This window comes from Synergistaceae bacterium, from assembly GCA_017540085.1.
Taxonomy (GTDB): domain Bacteria; phylum Synergistota; class Synergistia; order Synergistales; family Aminobacteriaceae; genus JAFUXM01.
Map to the genome: position 1 here is coordinate 1 of JAFYBQ010000035.1, position 22,246 is coordinate 22,246.

Annotated in this window: 23 protein-coding genes; 5 read left to right on the forward strand and 18 right to left on the reverse strand. The window is 50.0% G+C overall.

From position 1 onward, the window contains the following. Window positions 1-156 precede the first annotated feature (156 nt). Window positions 157-1,395 (forward strand): transposase, encoded by a 1,239-nt coding sequence (locus IKQ95_08375; GenBank protein MBR4196709.1) that lies wholly within the window; start codon window positions 157-159, stop codon window positions 1,393-1,395. 12 nt (window positions 1,396-1,407) lie between these two features. Here IKQ95_08375 and IKQ95_08380 read toward each other — a convergent pair whose 3' ends face one another. From IKQ95_08380 to IKQ95_08435, 12 genes are all read right to left on the reverse strand, one after another. Beyond that, the gene (locus tag IKQ95_08380) at window positions 1,408-1,734 is read right to left on the reverse strand and encodes an SDR family oxidoreductase (protein MBR4196710.1); all 327 of its coding nucleotides are present in this window, start codon (window positions 1,732-1,734) and stop codon (window positions 1,408-1,410) included. A gap of 76 nt (window positions 1,735-1,810) precedes the next feature. Then, entirely contained in the window at window positions 1,811-2,815 is a 1,005-nt protein-coding gene (locus IKQ95_08385; protein MBR4196711.1) for a glycosyltransferase family 4 protein, read from the reverse strand. Between the two features lie 2 nt (window positions 2,816-2,817). Then, complete coding sequence (locus tag IKQ95_08390) at window positions 2,818-3,888, reverse strand: mitochondrial fission ELM1 family protein (protein MBR4196712.1); 1,071 nt, start codon at window positions 3,886-3,888, stop codon at window positions 2,818-2,820. Then, window positions 3,864-4,601 (reverse strand): 3-deoxy-manno-octulosonate cytidylyltransferase, encoded by a 738-nt coding sequence (gene kdsB, locus IKQ95_08395; GenBank protein MBR4196713.1) that lies wholly within the window; start codon window positions 4,599-4,601, stop codon window positions 3,864-3,866. The genes IKQ95_08390 and kdsB overlap by 25 nt, the downstream gene beginning before the upstream one ends. Beyond that, on the reverse strand, window positions 4,598-5,530 hold the full coding sequence (locus IKQ95_08400; GenBank protein ID MBR4196714.1) for a KpsF/GutQ family sugar-phosphate isomerase: 933 nt from the start codon (window positions 5,528-5,530) through the stop codon (window positions 4,598-4,600). The genes kdsB and IKQ95_08400 overlap by 4 nt, the downstream gene beginning before the upstream one ends. A 55-nt stretch (window positions 5,531-5,585) precedes the next feature. Continuing rightward, the gene (locus IKQ95_08405) at window positions 5,586-6,905 is read right to left on the reverse strand and encodes a hypothetical protein (GenBank protein ID MBR4196715.1); all 1,320 of its coding nucleotides are present in this window, start codon (window positions 6,903-6,905) and stop codon (window positions 5,586-5,588) included. Between the two features lie 57 nt (window positions 6,906-6,962). Then, window positions 6,963-7,793, reverse strand: a complete 831-nt coding sequence (gene kdsA, locus IKQ95_08410) for a 3-deoxy-8-phosphooctulonate synthase (GenBank protein MBR4196716.1) — start codon at window positions 7,791-7,793, stop codon at window positions 6,963-6,965. A 2-nt stretch (window positions 7,794-7,795) separates the two neighbouring features. Further along, window positions 7,796-8,659, reverse strand: coding sequence for a class II fructose-1,6-bisphosphate aldolase (gene fba / locus IKQ95_08415; GenBank protein ID MBR4196717.1), 864 nt, complete (start codon window positions 8,657-8,659; stop codon window positions 7,796-7,798). A 56-nt stretch (window positions 8,660-8,715) separates the two neighbouring features. Further along, window positions 8,716-8,904 (reverse strand): hypothetical protein, encoded by a 189-nt coding sequence (locus IKQ95_08420; protein ID MBR4196718.1) that lies wholly within the window; start codon window positions 8,902-8,904, stop codon window positions 8,716-8,718. 51 nt (window positions 8,905-8,955) lie between these two features. Beyond that, window positions 8,956-9,345: a biotin/lipoyl-binding protein gene (locus IKQ95_08425; GenBank protein MBR4196719.1), complete on the reverse strand. Its 390-nt coding sequence runs from the start codon at window positions 9,343-9,345 to the stop codon at window positions 8,956-8,958. A 25-nt stretch (window positions 9,346-9,370) separates the two neighbouring features. Continuing rightward, a complete protein-coding gene (locus IKQ95_08430) occupies window positions 9,371-9,787 on the reverse strand; it encodes an OadG family protein (protein MBR4196720.1) in 417 nt (138 codons plus the stop codon). A 28-nt stretch (window positions 9,788-9,815) separates the two neighbouring features. Continuing rightward, complete coding sequence (locus IKQ95_08435) at window positions 9,816-11,375, reverse strand: methylmalonyl-CoA carboxyltransferase (protein ID MBR4196721.1); 1,560 nt, start codon at window positions 11,373-11,375, stop codon at window positions 9,816-9,818. A gap of 238 nt (window positions 11,376-11,613) precedes the next feature. Between IKQ95_08435 and IKQ95_08440 the strand changes: the two genes are divergently transcribed. The 4 genes from IKQ95_08440 to IKQ95_08455 all read left to right on the forward strand — a co-directional run bounded on the left by IKQ95_08440 (window position 11,614) and on the right by IKQ95_08455 (window position 16,332). After that, complete coding sequence (locus IKQ95_08440; protein ID MBR4196722.1) at window positions 11,614-12,366, forward strand: hypothetical protein; 753 nt, start codon at window positions 11,614-11,616, stop codon at window positions 12,364-12,366. Between the two features lie 46 nt (window positions 12,367-12,412). Then, a complete protein-coding gene (gene pfkA / locus IKQ95_08445; protein ID MBR4196723.1) occupies window positions 12,413-13,369 on the forward strand; it encodes a 6-phosphofructokinase in 957 nt (318 codons plus the stop codon). A 432-nt stretch (window positions 13,370-13,801) separates the two neighbouring features. Further along, on the forward strand, window positions 13,802-15,070 hold the full coding sequence (gene rho / locus IKQ95_08450) for a transcription termination factor Rho (protein MBR4196724.1): 1,269 nt from the start codon (window positions 13,802-13,804) through the stop codon (window positions 15,068-15,070). 35 nt (window positions 15,071-15,105) lie between these two features. After that, complete coding sequence (locus tag IKQ95_08455; GenBank protein MBR4196725.1) at window positions 15,106-16,332, forward strand: M20 family metallo-hydrolase; 1,227 nt, start codon at window positions 15,106-15,108, stop codon at window positions 16,330-16,332. A gap of 39 nt (window positions 16,333-16,371) precedes the next feature. Here the strand turns inward: IKQ95_08455 and IKQ95_08460 are convergent, their stop codons facing one another. From IKQ95_08460 to IKQ95_08485, 6 genes are all read right to left on the reverse strand, one after another. After that, a complete protein-coding gene (locus tag IKQ95_08460; protein ID MBR4196726.1) occupies window positions 16,372-17,040 on the reverse strand; it encodes a metal-dependent transcriptional regulator in 669 nt (222 codons plus the stop codon). Window positions 17,041-17,085: 45 nt separating this feature from the next. Next, window positions 17,086-17,259, reverse strand: a complete 174-nt coding sequence (locus IKQ95_08465; protein MBR4196727.1) for a hypothetical protein — start codon at window positions 17,257-17,259, stop codon at window positions 17,086-17,088. Window positions 17,260-17,706: 447 nt separating this feature from the next. Continuing rightward, window positions 17,707-18,420 carry an ABC transporter ATP-binding protein gene (locus tag IKQ95_08470; GenBank protein MBR4196728.1) on the reverse strand — a complete coding sequence of 238 codons (714 nt, stop codon included), beginning with the start codon at window positions 18,418-18,420 and terminating at the stop codon, window positions 17,707-17,709. A gap of 2 nt (window positions 18,421-18,422) precedes the next feature. Beyond that, complete coding sequence (locus IKQ95_08475) at window positions 18,423-19,610, reverse strand: ABC transporter permease (GenBank protein MBR4196729.1); 1,188 nt, start codon at window positions 19,608-19,610, stop codon at window positions 18,423-18,425. Window positions 19,611-19,644: 34 nt separating this feature from the next. Beyond that, window positions 19,645-20,907, reverse strand: coding sequence for an ABC transporter permease (locus IKQ95_08480; GenBank protein MBR4196730.1), 1,263 nt, complete (start codon window positions 20,905-20,907; stop codon window positions 19,645-19,647). Continuing rightward, on the reverse strand, window positions 20,907-22,163 hold the full coding sequence (locus IKQ95_08485; GenBank protein MBR4196731.1) for a DUF2318 domain-containing protein: 1,257 nt from the start codon (window positions 22,161-22,163) through the stop codon (window positions 20,907-20,909). Before IKQ95_08485 ends, IKQ95_08480 begins: the two co-directional genes overlap by 1 nt. Window positions 22,164-22,246 lie beyond the last annotated feature (83 nt).

Below are 22,246 nucleotides of genomic sequence, written 5' to 3' on the forward strand. Positions count from 1 at the left end.
CCCCCCCCCACCACACACACACACCTGGGCAAGCAGTTTGCCGTAAAATGACCTGAGTATTTTTGCAGAGGTAAGCAAATTTATTATTTTCACGCAAGAAGCCTCCCACATCTACAAGTTGGAGATGAATTGCGCTATTTAAGATATAATATTCCCATGACGGAAGAAGAGAGATTAGCCAAAAACAATAGAATACGTGAACAAGGCAAACTGACCCGCGAAAAACGCAAGAGTCAGATATGCCGAGTGTATCGTGTAAAAATCGACATATCTCCCCTCAATGAGGTGCAGAGAGTTCACATGAAAATGCTATTTGTCGGGGCTAAATGGCTATATAATGACGCGCTGAATTTCACTAATGAACATGATATTAATGACTACGATACAACAACCCATACAGTTCACGGGCTGGATAAAGACAAACAGCCGATAACACATGAGCTTGAATATTTAGGCTCACAGATGAAGCAGTCAGTCATTCAAGAAATCAAACACAGCCTTAAAGGACTTGCCACGCTGAAAAAACATAATCATACTGTCGGAAGTTTGCGCTATAAATCTGATTATGTGTCAATCAATCTCCAGCAACACTATGTAACCTACAGGTTCTATGATATTAACCATATAGGGCTTCAAGGTTTTAAGGAACGCATACAGATAAAAGGAGCAAATCAATTCTGGAATATCCCTGATATAGAGTTTGCAAATGCGAAATTACTTAGTCAGCCAGATAGCTATTATCTTGCGATAACGACATACCAGAATAAAGGAGGTGAGACAAGAAAATATAAGCCGGAAATTGGGATAGATATGGGAATCAAGACCTCAATAACGACCTCTGAGGGTAAAAAATATAAAGTACTGATTGAAGAAAGTGAACGAATAAAGAAATGCCAGCGTTTAATAGCTCGGCGGAAGAAGGGTTCAAGCAATCGGTACAAAGCCCGAAAATTGTTACATAGAGCCTATCAAAGATTAACGAGTTGCAAAAAAGACATTGCAAATAAAATTGTGCATGAGCTATTAGAGCATGAAAGAGTGTATATGCAGGACGAAAATCTTTCCGGATGGCATAAAGGCTTGTTTGGCCGTACAGTGCAACACTCAGTATTAGGAATAGTAAAAGCGAAACTGATGAATAATGAGCGAGTAACAGTGCTGTCATCCAGAGAGCCAACCACGAAATATTGCCCAGTATGTGGGAAACTCAAGAAAGATATAACGTTAGCAGACAGGGTATATGAATGCACATGCGGATATAGAGAAGACAGAGACATTCACGCAGCTCGTAACATGATATTGCTGAGTAAGAAAAATACCTGTGGGACACAGGAAATTAACGCCTTTGGAGAGGACGTAAGACTTTGGCAGAACACCGCGAAGCAGCCTCGTTGAATTAGGAAGCCCTTATATCCGCAAGGGAGGGTAGTTCACTGTGAGTGTCTTGTCGATTTCGGGCAGTGTGAAATTCTCGAACTCTGAGACTCTCCCTATTCCGGCTGTGATTATGAGGGCGTTTATGCTGCTGTCTTCCGCTAATCCTGCTATGAAGTCCATATCAGGCCGCCGCATGTCAAATCGGGAATACTCGCATTCATTCTCAGAGATAATATTTCTGTCAGGCTCGGCAATGTCGAGTATATGAACCCCTGCGCCCCTGTCTGAAAGAGCGCGTGAAAGCGCGAGGCCGATACCATTGCTGCCGCCTATCACTACAGCTTTTGTTACGGGCATTGCGATATGTCATCCTTCCTGTGAAAATTTTTACTGGCTATGATATTAGGAACGGGAATAATCCGCAAGCCGTGAATTATTTTATGGCCCTGTAGTATTCCTCCGTCTGTATTGCCATATCGTCAACGGTCATAATATTTTCCGCGCTTAACGGACTGGCTTCACCCATCAAAATGAATCTCTCAATCGCTCCCCGCCATCTGTCCACATCACCCGCAGGCACTAATTCACCGTGAGAAAATTCCCGCAGTGCCTCCAAATCTGACGCTATCACAGGAAGCCCGACGCTTAACGCCTCAAGCACAACGAGTCCCATCCCTTCACTGTAGGACGGAAACAGCATACACGATGACTCGGCCATGAATCTTTCGACCTCGTTCCGCTCTTTGTCCCCGTGAAATTTCACACGCCCGGAGATTCCGAGAGTCCCCGCAAGCGATTCCAGACTCCCGCGTTCGTCCCCCTCGCCGAGAATGTCAAGCGTCCATGAATACCCCTTCAGCCCCGCAAGTGCCTTCAATGCCACGTCAAGCCCCTTCAGGTGAGTCAGCCGTCCCACAGCCAGGAATCTCACATCATCATGCGGAAAATCAGAATGCCTCAGCACAGGCGGTATTATTCCGTTCGGGATTATCACGTTATCGGGAGGGAGATAGCCTGAAAGATGATTCCTCACGGCGCGGGATATGCAGATTGCTCCGTCAGAATGCTTCAGGGGGATTATTCCCAGATTCAGCGAGTACAGAGCATGAGCCGTAACTATCCACTTCACGCCCGAAATTTTCGACATCACCCACGCAACCCACGCAGGCACACGGGAATGTACATGCACTATATCCCAGCGATATTTTGACTGAAGGACGGCGAGCCTTAACGCACAGTATATTATCGTGATTGGGTTCTTTCTGTCGGCAGGCATATGGAGAATTTTTGCTGACGGGGGCAATTCTGACTCAAGCCTTCCGCCGGAGGAAGCAAGCGTTATTTCATGGCCGCGCTTTGTCATTCCGCGAATCAGGTTCAGCACGTGTACTTCTGTCCCGCCCTCGTCAAATCCCGGCATTACGTACAATATTCTCATCGTTAGCTGTGAAGTATCCAGTCCGCGGCGCGCTTGGCCTCGTTGAAGTCAAGTCCGTGCTTCTGTTCGTCCGCCTCGAAAAATTTCGGGTAATAGAAATCCGGCCCGAAATCCTCAATTAATCCCCTCTGCGAAAACTCAGCGAACATATCATCAAACCTTCTCGCCCCGTAGCCTAACATGTGCTTGATTTTCCCGGTCGTTCTTGGGACTCGTATCAGCCCGACTTTGAATCCTGCTGTCGCCGCCTCTGATACCATCGACACGGAGTCCTCCGTAACAAGAACATGAGTCGCCGCGCCTAGTATCGCCGTGATTGTGTTCTGATTCGGTGTGCGCGAATAAATGAATAAGTGTTCAACATTGGGATTGCCGGAAAACATTTCTGCGATTGTATTCTCGACTCCCTCGCCTGTCCTGCGCGATGTCGTTATAAGAAATTTTGCGTCCCTGATATTCTTTAGCGGTGTAAGAGCCTCCCTTGCCCAGCGCGAACTTATGCGGTAATTTGCATCACTGCCCCCGATTAATATCGCGATGACTTTATGCCCCTCAAGATTTTTCCCGGCGAAATACCGCGAGGCTATCTCCTTCAGAGTCGGTATGTATATGTGATTCGGCGCGCCTAATGTCGTTATTACGTTTCCCTGCTTCATGTCGGGCTTGTCATGCTCCGGGACTATGGCATAGTTGAATGATTTTGTGCCTAATACTGAAGGTGTCATAAGGACGGCGCATTTGTTCTTTGTGGCTTTCGCTAGGGCGAGACAGAACGGAGCCGCTTTGCTTCCCGCCGATATGAAAAGCGTTGTGCCTTCCTCGTATTTTTTCCAGCGGACTCCAAGAGATTTCAGCCATTCCCGCGAATATGCACCCCCGTGAACTTCAAGCCCGTGCACAAAAAGTTTCAGCTCCATTACTCGCTCAAAGAGTGATAACTCAGGTATTGTTACTATTGCCGGGTCTAACATTGTCCCGGAGAGTCTCTCCATCCACTCGGCTACCCCTAACGACTGGTGATAATGTCCCTTTATGCCGTCGCTGATTATTACTGTCCGTCTGAATTTAGGCATTCAATTATTCCCCGCACTTTCTCTAAGTCTTCAGGCGTGTCTACTCCTATGATTTCATGTTTGCTTTCTGTAACCTTAATCCTAATCCTGTAGCCATGCTCCAATATCTTCAGTTGTTCGAGAGACTCGGCCATGCTCAAAGGCGTATCGCTGAGTCCGACATACTTCCGCAGAAAGTCCGCCGTGTAACCGTATATCCCGATATGCTGATACACTCCCACATTCGCGCCCGTCCTGTTATAGGGTATCAATGACCGCGAGAAATACAGCGCGTAACCGTCAAGAGTCATCACAGCTTTCACCGTGTTGGGATTGCTTACGTCATCATGAATTTCACGGCACAACGTAGCGCAGTAATCATCCTCAAGAAGCCCGGCTACCTCGTCAATCATAACAGGGTCAAGCAACGGCTCATCACCCTGAATATTTATCACCGAGTCAAAATCTCCGCCGTAAATCCTGAGTGCCTGCTCACATCTCGCTGTGCCGTTCGGGAGATTGGAGTCCGTCATTACAGCATGGCCGCCCGCGTTCCTCACACAGTCATAAATTCTAGTGTCATCAGTCGCAACAACAACGCCGCAAAGACTCCGGGACATTTTCGCCCGCTCATAGACACGGACAATCATGGGCTTTCCGCAGATGTCCGCGAGGGGCTTTCCGGGAAAACGTGTTGACGCATAACGCGCCGGAATTACGCCTAATATTTTCATGCTATGCCTGCTTTCAGTAGTTCGTGAATGTGTACTATTCCGACTGGCTTTCCGTTTTCGACTGCGATTAGTACGCTGATTTCTTCCCGCTCCATTATCCTCACAGCCTCAGCCGCAAGGGAGTCGGGGTTAATCGTCTTGGGATTATGAGTCATGGCCGACTCGATTCGTGTCGTGAAAGCGTCATTGCCGGACTTCTCCATGAGCCGCCGCAAATCTCCGTCAGTGAATATCCCCGTCAATTTCCCGTCAGCGTCAACAATACACGCCGCGCCGTAGCCCTTCCCCGTAATCACAAAAAGGGCATCCTTCACCGTAACGCCCTCCGTAACAACCGGAAGACTCTCGCCCCTGCCCATGACATCACGGACTCGCGTCAGCAATTTCCTTCCGAGACTCCCGCCCGGGTGGAACAATGCGAAATCCTCACGGCGTAACCCCCGCAGTATCGTTACCATTGCCGCAAGCGCGTCCCCTAATACAAGCTCAAGAGTCGTGCTGCTCATCGGGGCAAGCTGCAAGGGGTCTCCCTCGTCATTAACATGGGCATTAATCACGATGTCGGCATTTTCGGCCAATGGTGAGACAAGAGAGCCTGTTATAGCGATTAACCCCGCGCCCGTCCTCCTGAAGTGAGGCAATAACGCTACAATCTCGGAGGAAGCTCCGCTGTTGCTGACGAACAACCCGATGTCCTCACGGCGTACCATGCCTAAATCACCGTGCGAGGCTTCAGCGGCATGAAGGAAGAATGACGGAGTCCCAAGAGACGCGAGAGTCGCCGAAATTTTGCGCCCTACATGGCCGGATTTGCCCAGTCCCACAACGACAACGCGCCCGCGACATGAATATATTTCACGTGCCGCCCTCACCATTTCAACGCTGATATTCTCCGCCGAGTTCAGTATCTCGTGAGCCTCAGTCATCATTAACTTTTTCGCCGCGTTCAATAATTCATTGTCTGTTATTTCTGTTATCCCCTTTCTAGCTCAGTATCAATTCTGCGTAAAGAGCCTTCACAGCCGCGTCATAATCTCTGTCAGAGACTCCGACTATAATATTCTGCTGATCCGCTCCCTGCTCTATCATTTTTGCCTTCACTCCGCCTGCCGTGAGAGCCTCAAAAATTCTGCCGAATATCCCTTTCACCGTTCCCATTCCATCGCCAATTATCGCAATAAGTGAGAGTCCTTTTTCCACTGTTATTTCGTCCGGCTCTAACTCCTTCTGCAATTCTCCGAGAATCTGAGCGCGTCTTATGTCAAAAATCGGTGCTTTGATGATTACGGACATCTGATGTATCCCGGACAGGCTGTAGGGGCAGGATATGTGATGCCCGGCGAACACTCCGAACAGTTTCGCGTTGAAATCATAATCCTTGTTCATTCCGTATTTGCGTATATGGACGCTGGTAAAATTCTTCTGTCCTGATATGCAGGCTGTAATTTTGCGGGGGATATTCTCCGGGATTCTGGGAGCTATGAGCATTCCGCCGTCATTAGGATTGTGAGTGTCTGATATTCTCATCGGGATTCCGGCCTCGTTCAGCAAGAGTATAACGCCGTCTGTTGACAGATTCATTCCGATAAAATTCAGCTCTAGAGCCTCCGTGAAAGTTACCGCCCGTATCTTTTCGGGATTTGGCACGACGTAGGGATCTGCGCTAAAGATTTTTGCGGCACTGCTCCATTTCTCGAACACGTCAGCATGAACTGAACAGGCCATCAATGCCCCGGCGGAGTCACAGTCTCCCCGTACAAACGTTTTTATATTGCCGTTAGGAAGTGAGCCGTAGAAGCTCGGTATTATCGCGTTAGGGAGGGACAATAATTTTTCCCCGGCGTATTGGAACGTCTTTTCCCTGTCGGGCGTTCCGTCTTTATTGAAGTATACTATCTCCTGAGCGTCAACAAAATTCCAGCCGAGATATTCCGCGAAGATTTTTGCTATGATGTATTCTCCCCTGCTGGCCACAAAGTCAAGGCTCATACCCATATCTATGCTTTTGCGTATCATGTCAATTTCGGCGTTCACGTCAAAATTCAGGCCAAGCCCCGCGACAATCTCGGAATAACGCTCCGAAATTTTTGCGAGAATCTCATCATAATTTTCACGGGACATAAACCGCGAATGACAAAGATAAAGCATATCCGTAACGCCCACGCTGCCGGGAGCTGAACCGGGTGCTGAGACTACAGCATAGCGGCGTGAAGGGTCTGACGTGAGGATTTCGGCAGTTTTCATGACTTCGCGGGAGTTTGCTGCCTCGTCCCCTCCGAACCTTGAAACTATAAGGCTGCTCATATTTTCACCAGCTTTCTTTATACGACATACAGCAGGAGAGATTTCCCCGTCTGTGTGTTACTGCTCTAAACTTTTCTGCAAATTGTGTACTGCTGAAACTTCATCGAGGAATCGCGCCATCTGGTCAAGCGGAATCATGTTAGGGCCGTCGCTTAGTGCCTCTTTCGGGGACGGGTGAGTCTCCGCGAAAATGACATCAATCCCGACTCCCGCCGCCGCCCGCGCCAATGGGAACGCCAGACGGTAATCACCGCCGCTCGCGCCTCCGAGTCCGCCCGGACGCTGTACGCTGTGAGTCGCGTCAAATACAACGGGGTATCCGAACTCACGCATGACGACAAGCCCGGCCATGTCGACAACAAGACGGTGATAGCCCATTGTCGTCCCTCGTTCGCAAAGCATGATATTGTCATTCCCGGCCTCCCGGCATTTTGTCGCAGCGTAAATCATATCTTCAGGGGCGAGAAACTGAGCTTTCTTGATGTTGATGATACGTCCTGTTTTTGCGGCTGACACAAGTAAATCTGTCTGCCTGCACAAGAATGCGGGGATCTGAATGATGTCAACGACTTTCCCGGCGGGTTCTGCCTGATAGCTTTCGTGAATGTCAGTGAGGACGGGGACTCCGGCTTTGGCTTTGATTTCGGCTAATTGTTCGAGTCCTTTTTCGAGACCCGGCCCGCGCCAGGCGTGTACGGAAGTGCGGTTAGCTTTGTCGAATGACGCTTTGAAGATATACAGAAGCCCCCGCTCATCACAAAGGTGCTTCATGTATTTTGCGACTCTGAGTCCAAGCTCAGGGGATTCAAGGGAACAAGGCCCCGCGATAACAGCGAGGCTCCCGTCTCCGATGATTTTTCCGTTGATTTCGTAGTGTTTGACGCTCAATTTTACGCTTTCCCGTCTGAACCGAACAGCTTTATTTTCTCGCGGATTGTCTGCTTCATGGCCTCAACTCCGGGAGCTAACAGCTTGCGGGGGTCATAGCCTTTGCCCTCGTTGTCTTTCCCGGCCTCGATGTATTTCCTTGTGGCCGCCGCGAATGAGAGCTGGCACTCTGTGTTGACGTTGACCTTTGACACGCCCAATGTGATGGCTTTCCTGACCTGCTCATCGGGAATCCCTGAGCCGCCGTGAAGGACAAGGGGCATAATTCCGGTCTTCTCCTGAACCGCCGCGAGTGTCTCGAATGATAATCCCTTCCAGTTTGCCGGGTACTTTCCGTGAATGTTGCCGATTCCGGCCGCGAGCATGTCGACTCCGAGGTCTGCGATTCTCTTGCACTCGTTCGGGTCAGCGCATTCGCCCATGCCTACAACGCCGTCCTCTTCACCGCCGATTGCGCCGACTTCAGCCTCAATCGTGAGTCCGAGCATGTGCGCCGCGTGTGTAAGCTCGATAGTTTTGGCGACGTTCTCATCAATCGGGAAATGTGAGCCGTCGAACATGATTGACGTGAAGCCCGCCTTTATGCACTTGTACGCGCCCTCATACGTTCCGTGATCGAGATGTGTGCAAACGGGGACGGTTATGCCTAATTCTTTGTCCATAGCCTCAACCATCGCCTGCACTGTTCTGAATCCGCCCATGTATTTGCCTGCGCCTTCTGAGACTCCGAGAATTACGGGGGCTTTCATTTCCTGCGCGACCTGAAGGACTGCCTTTGTCCACTCAAGATTATTGATGTTGAACTGGCCGACAGCGTAATGACCGGCCTTTGCGGCTGTGAGCATTTCTTTTGCGTTTACTAACATGCTGAATTACCCCTCCATGAATAAATTTGTGGATGAAATAATTATATAGCATTTCACTAAATTAACGGGGATATTCTCTCTATGTAGCAGTCAAGAAATTCGTGCGTGACTCCGTGAAGATTTCTGTGTGTGCAGATGTAATACAGCTCTTCAACAGATGAACGCTCCTGCCTCTGACGCTCCCGGAAATGCTGAGATGATATTTTGAGATGAGAGTCCGGCGATAATTCCGGGATATTCGGCAAAAAAATTCCCCCGCCTTTTTTCAGGACAGGGGGCAAAATTTTTCCTGTTACTTACGCGATTACCATCAGGACATCGCCGGTGTTTACGGAGTCTCCGCTCTTCACTGGTATCTGTACTACCTTCCCTGACGCTGAAGCAAAAACTTCATTCTCCATCTTCATGGCCTCAAGCAGTAACACTAAATCCCCTTCATTTACTGAATCGCCTACGTTCACTTTCAAGCTGAGGATTTTTCCGGGCATGGGTGCTGTAACCTGCGATCCTTCTGCGGGTGCTGCCGGGGCGGGTGCGGGTGCCGGGGCTGCTGCTGGCGCGGGTGCTGCTGGTGCTGGTGCTGCGGGTGCTGCGACTGGCGCGGGCATTGCTGCTCCTGCTCCGAGGGGTTCTACTTCTACGGTGTACGCTGTTCCGTCAACTACTACTCTGTATTTGCTGCTCACGATTTTATTTCTCCTTCCGTTAATCTTAATGCCATTTGCGGCTGAGTCTGTTTGCGTTAAGCCCGATCATTCCGGCCGTCTTCCACCTTGCTGTCCAGTAGTCCATAGGGATCCCCGTAACCGCGTTCCCTTCCGCCTGAACCGACACAACGCGGAAATCACTGCTCCCGGTGAACTCCACAATCGCCGCCGTTATTGCCGCCACGATTTTTGCCTTGTCCGCTGACGGTGCCGGGGCTTTTGCGATTGATACGGGCGCGGGTTTTGCTGACGGTGCCGGGGAATGTGATACGGGCTTTGCTACATCATTTTTTTTTTCCGGCGAACCTGCAAACAGCCTCATCGCGAATATTACTCCCGTAAGCACAAGAAGCACCCCGAATACTATCGAGAATGCCACAACGCTCACGTTTACCGCTCCTGCGAGTCCTTCAAAATGCATAAAGTCTTCAGTCCTCCTTCTGTATATTCTAGTGAGGGATTACCCCGTGTTTCTTTGCGGGGCGTTCCTCGCGCTTGCTCTCCATCGCGTCAAGAGCCTGGCACACTGTCATGCGTGTCTCTTCCGGCATGATTACGCGGTCAACATATCCACGTTCCGCCGCTCTGTAGGGATTGGCGAAAGCCTCGCGGTACTCGTCAATCTTTTCGAGTCTTTTTGCTGACGGGTCATCTGCCGCTTCAATCTCTTTCTTGAACACAATGCTTGCGGCACCTTCCGCGCCCATTACGGCAATTTCCGCCTGCGGCCACGCGAACACCGCATCAGCTCCGAGAGATTTGCTCGACATAGCAAGATATGCCCCGCCGTAAGCCTTCCTCATTATGACGGTGATTAAAGGCACACTGGCTTCACTGTAAGCGTAAAGCAGTTTCGCGCCCTTGCGGATTATTCCGCCGTACTCCTGATCTTTTCCGGGCAAATATCCGGGTACGTCAACAAACGTAACAATAGGCAGGTTGAACGCGTCGCAGTGCCTCACGAATCTTGAAGCCTTGTCCGAGGCGTTAATGTCAAGACAGCCCGCTATAACATCGGCATTGTTGGCTACGATTCCTACAGGGCGGTTACCGATATGGGCATATCCCGTAACAATATTTTTCGCGAACCCTGCCTGAACTTCTACAAATTCGCCGTCATCAACAACGCGCTTGATTACCTCGTGAACGTCATATCCCTTGTTAGGGTTGACCGGGACAATTTCCCTAAGCTCAATATCAGCTCTCCGGGGGTCATCGTTCGTAGCTTTGAGGGGTGCCTCGTCAAGATTATTCAGCGGAAGATATGACAATACTTTGCGGATCTGTGAAAAGCATTCGGCCTCATCTTTGGCGCAGAAATGTGCGTTGCCTGTGATTGTGTTGTGGGTTACCGCTCCGCCAAGCTCCTCGCTTGTTACTGACTCGCCTGTTACAGCGCGGATTACCTCAGGGCCGGTGATGTGCATTACGCTTTCTTTGTCGACCATGAAAATATAGTCCGTCAATGCAGGACTGTAGACCGCTCCGCCCGCAGTCGGTCCCATAATCACCGAGAACTGCGGAATTACGCCGCTTGCGAGTGTGTTGCGCCGGAAAATTTTTCCGTAGCCGTTGAGAGCGTCTGTGCCTTCCTGTATTCTTGCGCCGCCGGAATCGTTGATGCCTATCACCGGGCAGCCGTTCTGCATGGCCATGTCGATAACCTTGCAGATTTTGTCCGCGTGTTTCTCGCCGAGTGAGCCGCCGAACACCGTAAAGTCCTGGCTGTAGATGAAAACTTTCCGGCCGTCAATCGTTCCCCAGCCTGTAACGACTCCATCGCCCAGCGGTTTGCGCTCATCGAGTCCGAATTTGTCGCACCTGTGAGTCACGAACTCGTCAAGCTCAACGAACGAACCCGGGTCAAGCAATGCGGCTATGCGTTCGCGGGCTGTTCCTTTGCCTTTGGACTTCTGCTTTGACACGGCTTCAGCTCCTCCGCCGGCAAGTGATGATTTGCGTTTGGCTTCGAGATCCGCGCAAAGCTCTTCGATAGTACGAAATCCCATAACCTGCTGAAATCCTCCTTTTTGTTATTGTGAATGTGAATGAAATGTAGAATATCATAGAAAGTATTTCATTGCAAAGATTGACGGCCATCGCAAAAATAAGCGTAATGAATTATACGGCTTGTGAAAATTCTGTTGTATAATTGCACAAAAATTACGAGAAATTACAAATCATAAAAACGTAGCTCCGTCAAGATAATTTATCTCAAGTACAAAAACTCAAAGGAGAATTTCACAGATGCTAACCAAGAAATTCACAGCGTCATTAATTCTGTTATTCGCAATGTGCCTGCCGTCATACTCAGCGGACAAAGAAGACCCAGTGCTCAAAGCATGGACTCATGAGACTCACGCTCAGAACAAAGAAGGCGACCAGGAAATTACAGTGAAGGCAACGTACTACTCGAATGAATATGTCAATGCCCTCGTAGCGTCAGAGGCAGAAAAAAATCTCTGGACGGCTGACGAAATGGAGAACTACAAATATACCCTCCTCAAGAATCTCAACTTGGGCGAGACGATTCCGTTCCGCATTGATATGTACGTGCGCGGAATGCCCATGTACGCCCAGCCGTTTGACAAGCACATAACATTGATGGTTGGCGGAAAGAAATATCCCCCTGTGGATTATGACAGGCGATTCAACTTCAAGATACTTGGCGGGCGTGATGGAATGGTATTTTTCCCGCGCTATGACGAGAAAACCGGCAAGGAAATTATCGCGGGCGCAAAAGATATAAGGCTCATATTCGACAGCTCAATAAGCCACGCTTTGTCGGGAAAAGGCGATGTAGTATGGATATGGGATCTCACGAAAGACCGCGGAAAAATCGCAGGAGGCCGGGCCGCTGACAGGTTAGAGGCTGACAGGCTCATAAAGCGTTCAGGAAAGATTGAGGCGGAAAGAGCCGAATTGCAGAGGAAACTTGACGAACTCAACAAAGAGTACAAAGAAGTAAACACGAGAATAGACGAATTGCAGTCAAATTAGCGTCAACACACAACACTCACGAAAGGAAGATTTCATCATGGTAAAAATGGATCGTATCGCAGTGCTGACCAGCGGAGGAGACTCTCCCGGCATGAATGCGGCAGTCCGGGCGGTCGCAAGAACATGCATGTTCAACGAGAAAGAATGCATCGGAGTCCGGCGCGGCTATGAGGGATTAATTGAGGGCGATTTCGTAACGCTTGATCATGCCGCCGTCGGGGGAATAATTCACTGCGGAGGCACAATCCTCAAGACAGCAAGGAGCGATCGGTTCAAGACTCCTGAAGGCCGCGAGGAAGCATTAGCGCAGATGAAGAAAGCCGGCATTGACGGACTCGTAGTAATCGGCGGGGATGGGTCATTTCACGGCGCGAAAGCTCTTCATGATATGGGCTTCCCTACGATAGGCATACCCGGAACAATCGACAATGACATTACCGGCACAGATGAGACAATCGGATTTGACACGGCGGTGAACACTGCGCTTGAGGCCATCATGAAACTCCGCGACACAGCCACGAGTCATGAGCGTCTCTTTGTCGTTGAAGTAATGGGACGCAACGCAGGATTTCTTGCGCTTGAGGTTGCTGTTGCTACTGGTGCTGAGTATGTCGTAGTGCCTGAGCTGCCTTTGAGCATAGGAGACCTCACAAAGAGGCTCAAAAGCTCCTACAGGGAAGGCAGGAGTCATACGCTGATAATTTTGGCTGAAGGAGTCATGACAGCCGCCGAAATGAAAGAACAGCTCGCCGACTCCGGCGGATATGACGCAAGAGTTACGGTCTTGGGCTACATTCAGCGCGGGGGGCATCCGACATCGTTTGACGTAGTATTAGCCACGAGAATGGGAGCGTTTGCCACCGAAAATTTGATGATAGGGAAATCCGGCATGATGGTAGGGAACATCAACCACAAGCTGACACTAAGCCCGCTTGAAAGAGCATGGAGCGAGCATAAATCATTAAGCCCGGAGATGTTGAGCCTAATCAACAAAATGAACTAGTTTCACCCGGGAGAGTCGTTAATGATTCCCCCGGCCTCATCACATCACAAAATCACACTAAGGAAAATTTCAATGCCGAGAAAAGCAAAATCACTTGAAACCGAATCACCCGAAGAAAAATCACAGGAAGTAACCGAGAAGAAAACTAAACGCGCATCAGCCGCAAAGAAAACTACAGTACGCAGAAAGAAGGATGACATGCCGTCAGAGCAGATACCAATCCCGGAAATATCATCAGAAGAATTAAGCGAGGAAGTACGCGCCATTCAGGAAGAAGCCAGCGGAAATGAGCCGGAAGAATTTATGCCCATGACAGACGACACGGACGACTCATTTTCTGACGAGGCCGACGAGACTGACGCGCCGGAAGAAAACGAATCCACAGAGCCGGGCGGATATACTCCCAGACGCATAAGGGGACGGGGGCGCGAAATGATTCAGCACCCGAAACCGAAATATACGTATGCTATGCTGTCGTCAAAGAACGCCGCGGACTTACGCAGGCTCGCCAAAGAACTCGACATAAACATACCCGCATCAATCCGCAAAGATGACCTAATCATAACGATACTCAAAGCGCAGGCCGAGAGCATGAATTACCGTTTCGGGGGCGGGACTCTTGAGATTCTCCCGGAGAATTTCGGCTTCCTCCGTCCCAAAGGAATGCTTCCGACTGACAGCGATGTGTATCTCTCATCGTCCCAGATTCGCAGGTTCGGACTCCGCAACGGCGATGTAATTTGGGGATTAATTCGGCCTCCCAGGGATCAGGAACACTACGAGGCGTTATTGAGAGTTGAGACGGTGAATTTTTCTGACCCGGAACACTCGCGAAGGCGGCCAATGTTCGCACAGCTTACGCCGATTTTCCCGGATCACAGACTCAGCCTAGAGTATGACCCGAAAGACCTCGCCACAAGGCTTGTTGACATGTTCGCGCCTATCGGACTCGGTCAGAGGGCTTTGCTTGTGTCGCCCCCGAAAGCCGGAAAAACTACCCTCCTAAAGCGAATCGCAAAGGCAATCACGGCAAATTCACCCGACATAATATTGATGGCGTTGCTGATTGACGAGAGGCCAGAAGAAGTTACCGACATTTCCCGCTCAATAGACGGAGAAGTGATAGCGTCAACGTTTGACCGTCCCGCCGATGAGCATATAAGGGTCGCGAATCTTGCGCTTGAGAAGGCAAAAAGACTCGTCGAGGCAAGAAGGGATGTTGTCATTCTGCTGGACTCTATCACGAGGCTTGCGAGAGCGTCAAACCTTACTGTGCCTCCTTCAGGGCGGACTCTTTCGGGCGGTCTTGACCCTTCCGGGCTGTATTTCCCAAAAAGATTTTTCGGGGCGGCGCGAAACTTTGAGGAAGGCGGGAGCTTAACGATAATCGGCACGGCTCTGACTGATACAGGCTCAAGAATGGATGATGTAATCTACGAGGAGTTCAAAGGCACCGGGAACATGGAGCTTCATTTGTCGCGGAAATTGTCGGAGCAGAGAATTTTTCCGGCGATAGACATCACAAAATCAGGGACTCGCCGCGAGGAGTTATTGATACCTGATGACGAACTCAAAAGGTTATGGATACTCCGAAAACGCATAGCGGGAGTCGATGAGGCCGGAGCATTGAATCTCATCATGGACAAATTACGGCAGACGGAGACAAACGCCGAATTTCTGAACTCGATAAAACTGGCGTAAAATAGTCCCGCAGAAAATTTCAGGAGGCGTAAATTTTGAACAGCGAAATATTATCCTCAGTATCAAAACTTGAAGGCTTGATGGTAAGCACACTTTCACGGCTTTGCAGCTTCCCGGCAATTTCCCCGCACAACGGCGGAAAAGGCGAGGACGCTAAAATTCTTGAGCTTGCCAAAATAATCGATGAGCTTAGACTCAAAGATATAACGCTCAGGGTTGAATATGTTGACGATGACAAAGCCCCATCCGGCAGGCGGCCTTCACTCTTCCTCGAATGCCCCGGCAAAAAGTCTCAAAGGCTGTGCATACTCTCACATATTGATGTCGTCCCTGAAGGTGATTTGTCCGCGTGGACTCTTGACCCCTTCAAGCCTGAAGTCAGGGGAACGAGATTATACGGGCGGGGCGTGAGCGACAACGGAATGTGCCTTGTGTCATCGCTTTTTGCGCTGAAGGCTCTTCAGGACGCGGGAATTACCCCGGAATACTCAATACTTCTTGCGTTTGTTGCTGACGAGGAAATGGGAAGCCATTACGGCCTCGAACAGCTCATAGAGCGCGACATTTTCCGGGCTGATGATTTAGTCCTAGTGCCTGACTCCGGGAATGACGCGGGCGACTTCATAGAGATCGCAGAAAAATCCGTACTCCGTCTGAAATTCACCGTAACAGGAAAGCAGGTACATGCCGCATATCCCAATCACGGAATAAACGCCTGCCGTGCCGCCAACATGCTCGCGCATGAAGTTGATGATGCACTTCACGCGAAATTCACGCAGGAAAATCCGCTGTATGATGTCCCGTTCTCCACGTTTGAGCCGACAAGGAGGGGTGCGAATGTCCCGGCGGTCAATATTGTTCCGGGCCGGGAAGTTTTCGAGTTCGACTGCCGAATACTGCCGGAAATCTCACTTGATGATGTTATCGCGGTCGTGAATGAAATTGTTGCTGACGTTGAGACCCGGACGGGGGCAAAAATCGCGCTTGCGATTGACAGATCAGACGCTGCCGAGCCTACGAGGGCTGAGTCTGAGATTTGCCGACTGCTGATGAAGAGCGTGAAAAATGTGCTGGGTATTGAGCCTTCAGCCGGGGGAATCGGCGGGGGGACTTTCGCGGTTTTCTTCAGGAAGAAAGGAATCCCGGCGGTTGTGTGGTCTCAGGAGTGCGACGGAGTAGCGCACCAGCCTGACGAGTATACAGAGATTGCCTACATTGTGAACAACGCAAAAGTTTTCGCGCTAATGATGGCGGGGGAGTGAAAATATATCCCCCGTCGGCAAAATTGGCGGGGGTTTCTGCTATGATTTCGAGGGTTGCTGAATCCATACTGCGGCGGCCTCGTTCAGCGGAAGTTTCACGGTCTCATGCGAAATAACGCAGGTGAAAATATCGCGGTCGTTGTCGGTTAATCTCACTTCCGCGCCAATCGCCAATCCCTTTTTCGCAAGCTCCTTCCTCAAAGGCTCGTCAGCAGTAATCCTCAGCACAGCCCCTTCCGCGCCTGGGTCGCATACTGTCAGCGGAACAGGCACAATCAGCACGGGCTTCTCAATCGCCAGGAATATTTCATCAACCCACGGCTGATGCTCCGCCCTTGCCTTTCGGAAATACTCAAGCAGCGCATACAGCCTTTCTTCTGTTACGGGGTCAATGTAGTGTTCCATTGAGCAGGCCATTTCGGACGAGTGATCGCGGTCAAGTCCGAGAAGCTCATGAAAGAACGCTCTGAAGCCCTCGTGCCTGTGGAAGACCGTCATTCCACGCCTGCGCCCCGCGTCTGTCAGGTGTAAATTGCCGTAGCGTTCATGCTTTACGAGTTCGAGATCTACGAGCTTCTGAACGGTTGCGGTTACGGTGCCTTTTGTGATTTTGAGACGGTCGGCGAGGTCTGTTACTGTGATTTTCCGGCCTGTGCTTTCGAGGAGAAACAGCTCCTCTAAATAGTCCTCGATTCTTGGAGACAGCATAGAGATTTCACCTCAAATTTTCGTGAATACTGACATTATACACGACTACAACGAGGCGTAATCCTCATGAATTGAGGCGGCCTGCTTTATGTTAAACTGCTTTCTGACATCTGCGGTTTCCCTGCTGAAGTAGGCTAAATGCTCCTCTATTGTCATGTCTTTAATCTCCTCCCCAAGCTGCCGGCGTATTGCGTCAACCTCAGCTTCAATCGGATCCATCGGGGCAAGGTCGTCCTCCTGCTACGTAAAAAGTGTAATTTTGTGCTGTGTACACTCTTTCGAGTTTTCCTCGTTCTTTCCGCATTTCTGCGACATTTCCTGCCCTCTTTCGCGTTGTTTCCTGCTACTAGAGTTTGTACGGCAGTCCAGAGGCTTTCACTTCCCCCCTAGCCGGAGGTAGCCACATTTCTGTGGATTTGGTAATGCCTGTCCAGCACCTGACATTGTTTAGTAGATTAACCCTCCTTTAGCTTGTTGTCAACCGTGCTTTTCAGGACAACTTCTTTTCACTGGTTTATACTATTTGGCTATCTAGCTATGCCTCCTTTGCTGTAAGAAACATTATCATTCCCCTGAAACCGTGCCGCTCGTTGATTAATGGTATAAGCACCTTATGAATTTTCCCGCAAGAAACACCGCCTCCCTTCACGGGATTTTATCACCCGCCTAATTTCCGTGCCTGCCCTTTAGCTTCAGTGCCTCCCCGAATGTCGCGGACTGGTCAATGTCATCAACTATCCGGCCATGCTCAAGAATAATTTTCCGCTGGGCTACATCTCCGACTTCAGGATCATGTGTAACAACGATAATCGTTACGCCCTCATCGTGAAGTCGCCTGAAGATGTCGACAACAATCCCCTCGTTTTCCTCGTCAAGATTTCCGGTCGGCTCATCCCCTAAAAGTATCTGCGGAGAATTTATCAGTGCGCGGGCAATGCAGACCCTTTGCTGTTCCCCGCCGGATAACTGCGCGGGAAGATGCCCGGCCCTGTCAGCGAGTCCGACTTTCGCAAGTGCCTCTAACGCTTCTTCCTCATCGGGCATACTGTGATAATATTGCGCTACCATGACATTCTCAACCGCTGTAAGGTAGCTTATCAGGTGAAACTGCTGAAATATCAGCCCGATTTTGTCGCGCCTGATTCGCGTTAGGTTCGCGGCATTCTCCCGGCTTATGTCCGTTCCGTCAAGTATCACGCTTCCTGCTGACGGTGTATCCATGCAGCCGATTATGTTAATCATTGTCGTTTTCCCTGACCCTGACGGACCCATGATAGAAAGCCAGTCGCCCGCATTCACGCTTAAATTTATGTCTGCGAGTGCCTTCAGGTTACCGTAAATTTTTGAGACGTTCTGAAGCTGTAATATTGTCTTAGGCATAATCATTCTCCTTTAAGGACTATTGCGGGGTGAATATCCATTACCCTGCGGACGGGAATTATTGACGCTGTTACTGTGACGATGATGAAAATTGCGATTGTCGCCGGGATTAAGACGGGCTGAAAGTTTATCCCCCGCCCGAAAACGTTAAGGCTTACACGCAGGGCAAACTCGAATCCCAAGAATACCCCTAACGCGCCCCCGATGAAGCCGAGCATTACACCTTCTCCGAGAAGCTCACCCATCACGAGTCTATTCTCTGCCCCTAACGCTTTTTTCAGCGCAATTTCTCTCCTGCGTTCCGCAATCATGGCCGTCATTGTCGTATACACAGAAATCATTGTTATGATGAGTACAACAACAGTAACAAGCAGAACGAGAGCCTGCAATTTTCCCAACACTATATCCTGCGACTGAGTGAGCCTCCTCACGGCGCGGGGCATTAATTCGGGGATTTCATTCTCAATTTTTGCTGACAGCGCAGAAAGTTCTTCAGCGTCCGCCACTATGCTGCACTCGATAACGTCAGCCCGGAATGTGTCGCCGATTAACTCATCAAGCATATCAATGTCAGCGAAAATGAATCCCTCTTCCGCTCCCCCTGTCGACACGATTCCCCTAACCGTAAAATTTCTGTGGAAGTTCTGACGCGCCGAGTCTCTCTTCTGATTCTCTTCCGCTGACAAGTCCTGCCGTGAAGCCTCTGCATGTTGACCGAATTTCACGCCCTGAACCATGAACGAGTCGCCGAGCTTGAGTCCGAGTGTCTGCGCTATTTCGCGGCCCGTCATGACCTGCGAGACATCCGCCGAATTTCCCCAGCTCCCCTCAACGTACCAGAACGGGCTGTTTCTCTCCGCCTCTGTCAGGTCAGTCCCGGCGATGATGTAAGGCTGTTCGTTGATTTTGACGGTCTGATAGCGGTACGGAGCCATTCCGACAATTTTCCCCTCGCCGATTAGCCCGCGTAACTTTCCGAGAGTCTCACGTGTGATTTTCGCCTCGCCTCGCGGTAACACAATCAGATTCGCGCCGTATGACCGAAATTCGCGCCCTAACTGTTCGGGAATGTCGTAATATATCGTAACAAGCCCCGAAAGAATCGTAGCTCCGATAGCAATTGCAAGCACCGCGATAATGAGACGTGATGCCCGGCGTATCAATGAGCCTGCTACCATTCGGATATACATTTTCCGGCGGCTTCCGTGTCTGTGCTTCTCTGTGTTATTTGCCATGTAGAACCTCCGTAGGCTTTAACGCCATCAAGTAACGTATTGCGGGAATGCTCCCGATTAACGTAACGAGGAACAAAATCACCGCGACAATAAGAATCACCATCCGCGCAATCTCGATGTATGACCCGAAAACCGTTTGCCCTATAATCTGTGCGAACCCGATTCCCATGAAGTAGCCGACAACACCGCCCGCAATCCCCGTAATCATTACTTCAGCGAGTACCAACAATACAATCTGCCAGTTATACGCGCCGAGTGCCTTTAAGAGTCCCAATTCCTGACTCCGTTCGATTACGCTTGCTGTGATGAGGTTCGATATTGCGAGCGCAGAGCCTATAGAGCTTAGAATCGTAATCAGCACCATCAAAAGAGTCGTCTTGTTCAGGATAGTGCCTTCTGATTCTGCAACTTGCCTCACGGGCTTTGCGACTCCGTCCTCTATTACCTCCTGAATCTGATGACATATCGCGCTCACGTAAGCGGTGCAGTACCATGTTTCATACTCTTCCGGGGACAAGCTACGGGGGTCTTGCGCGGCTTTGCGGGCTAAATCGTTATCGGGAGTCGTGAGGGCTGACACTTCTATGTCTGAGACTCTGCCGGGAAGGTCTAAAAGTTTTTGTGCTGACGGAAGAGTCATCAATATTTTTCCGTCATCATTCCCGCCGTCGTTGAAGATTCCTTTTACGGTAAATTCCTCTGTGTCAAGTGTTATCTCATCGCCTACATCAATATTTTTCTGAGACGCAAGCAAATGCCCAATCATCACGCCATCATCGTCGTCCTCTTCTAGCCATTCGCCGTTGACCGCCCACCAAGTACGCAATGACTTCAAGCCCGTGTGAAGTTCCTCGCCTGTCGGTAATGTCGCGTGTTTTTCCGGCCATGTGCCAATGATGGAGACTTCCGAGCCGTTGAGAGTCGCGCGTCCCTCAAGAATCGGCGCAAAGTCGAGAATGTTGAAGCCCCAGAATATAGACTTGAGCTTGAGAACGTCATCTTCACGGAGAAATTTATCGTTGACTCCCTGCCCTTCAAGCCCGTATAGATCGTTCATCAATGCCGCGTCCTTGTGCCTGACCGTGATATTAGCTCCGTAGACTTTAAGCTCCCTGTTCACTTTGTCGCCAACGCCTAACATCACATTCATCATGGCCGTAGACAGCGACACCCCTAACACAACGGTGAACGCGATCATTATCATCTTGCTTTTCTGCCGTATGAGGGTCTTTGTTATCATTCGCCAAAACATTATTTGAACCTCGTTTCATGCTTCACTAATTCTTGAGTGTCAATGAAAATTTTTCCCGCTCTCACTTCGTACTCAAAGGGGACGGGGTTGCAGCCTCCCTTGAAGCCGATTGTGTTCTTGTTCATGACGACATCACAGCGTTTGCAGACAACCTCATCACCGCGCTCATAGTACCCGGCAATCCCGCAGATGTCGCAGGCGTCGAGGCCGACTCCGTAAGCAGTTCCGGCGGGTTTCTTGACGATGAGGAAGCGAACATCATAGCCGTTAGGCGTAACGTACGAGAATTTATGCAGGTGTCCGTCTGAAACGTCCGCAAGATTCACGCTGATTATTCCGTCATTCAGCGCGTAGGGTTCGGGCTGTACTTCCTCCGGGGGCTTTGTGTCGTACCAGTGGAGAACGATTACGATAAACACGGCCATGATTCCCGAAACGCAGAGAGTCCATGACCATCTACGGCAGTCCCGGAGGCGTGCTTTCTCTTTGCGTAAAAGTGCCTTGTTCGGGAAAATTCTTGAGGGCTTGAGGTGCGTATAGATGACGAAAATTAACATGGCCAGCGCGAGTCCTAACTGTGCGAACAAAAACGCATTGGGATTAGCGTCCCTCCATATCATAACGTCAAACACCGAGACTCCCGCGAATGAGTCGGAAGTCCTGAGTATCTTTAACCGCTGAAGAGAGGCCGCCGCCGCCGTGAGATATTCGAGAGCGAAAATCACAGCCGATATTGCCGCGAAAAAATATCCCTGCCCCGCCGTGTTCAAAGACTGGTGAACCTCATACGCGCTCAAAGTCAGCAGGAGACATACGAATATTCCGAGCGTGAAGCCTAGGGCGCGGAGCATTGCGTTTGTGCTGATACCTGCCTCGCCGAAATACACAAATTCCCGCGTGAACTGCAAGACGGGCGGAACAAGATACGACATTGACACAGCAATTAACGCCGACAATCCGACAACGCCCGCAAGCCACGTGAATTTACCCCTGAATACTGCCGCAATCACAACGAGAATCACAGCCGCGACTCCGAGTCCCGAAATTGTTACGATGAGCCAGCGGTTAAACCATATCAGCGACAAATTCATTCCGCGGGGGTCATAGAGTCTCACGCCGAAAATCACACAGCCCGCAATAAATCCGAGAATTGACGCGATGACCGTAAATTTTCTGCGTGAAAAGCTCAATATTATTCCGAGAATTACTGCGAACGATGACAAGTGATATGTAACAGCTACGAGATACTTAAGAATTTTTCATCCCTCCCATAATTAAACGGAAGCCCCGAAAATTTCAGAGCCTCCGCAAAAATTTTCTGTGATATTTCCTGAGTGTG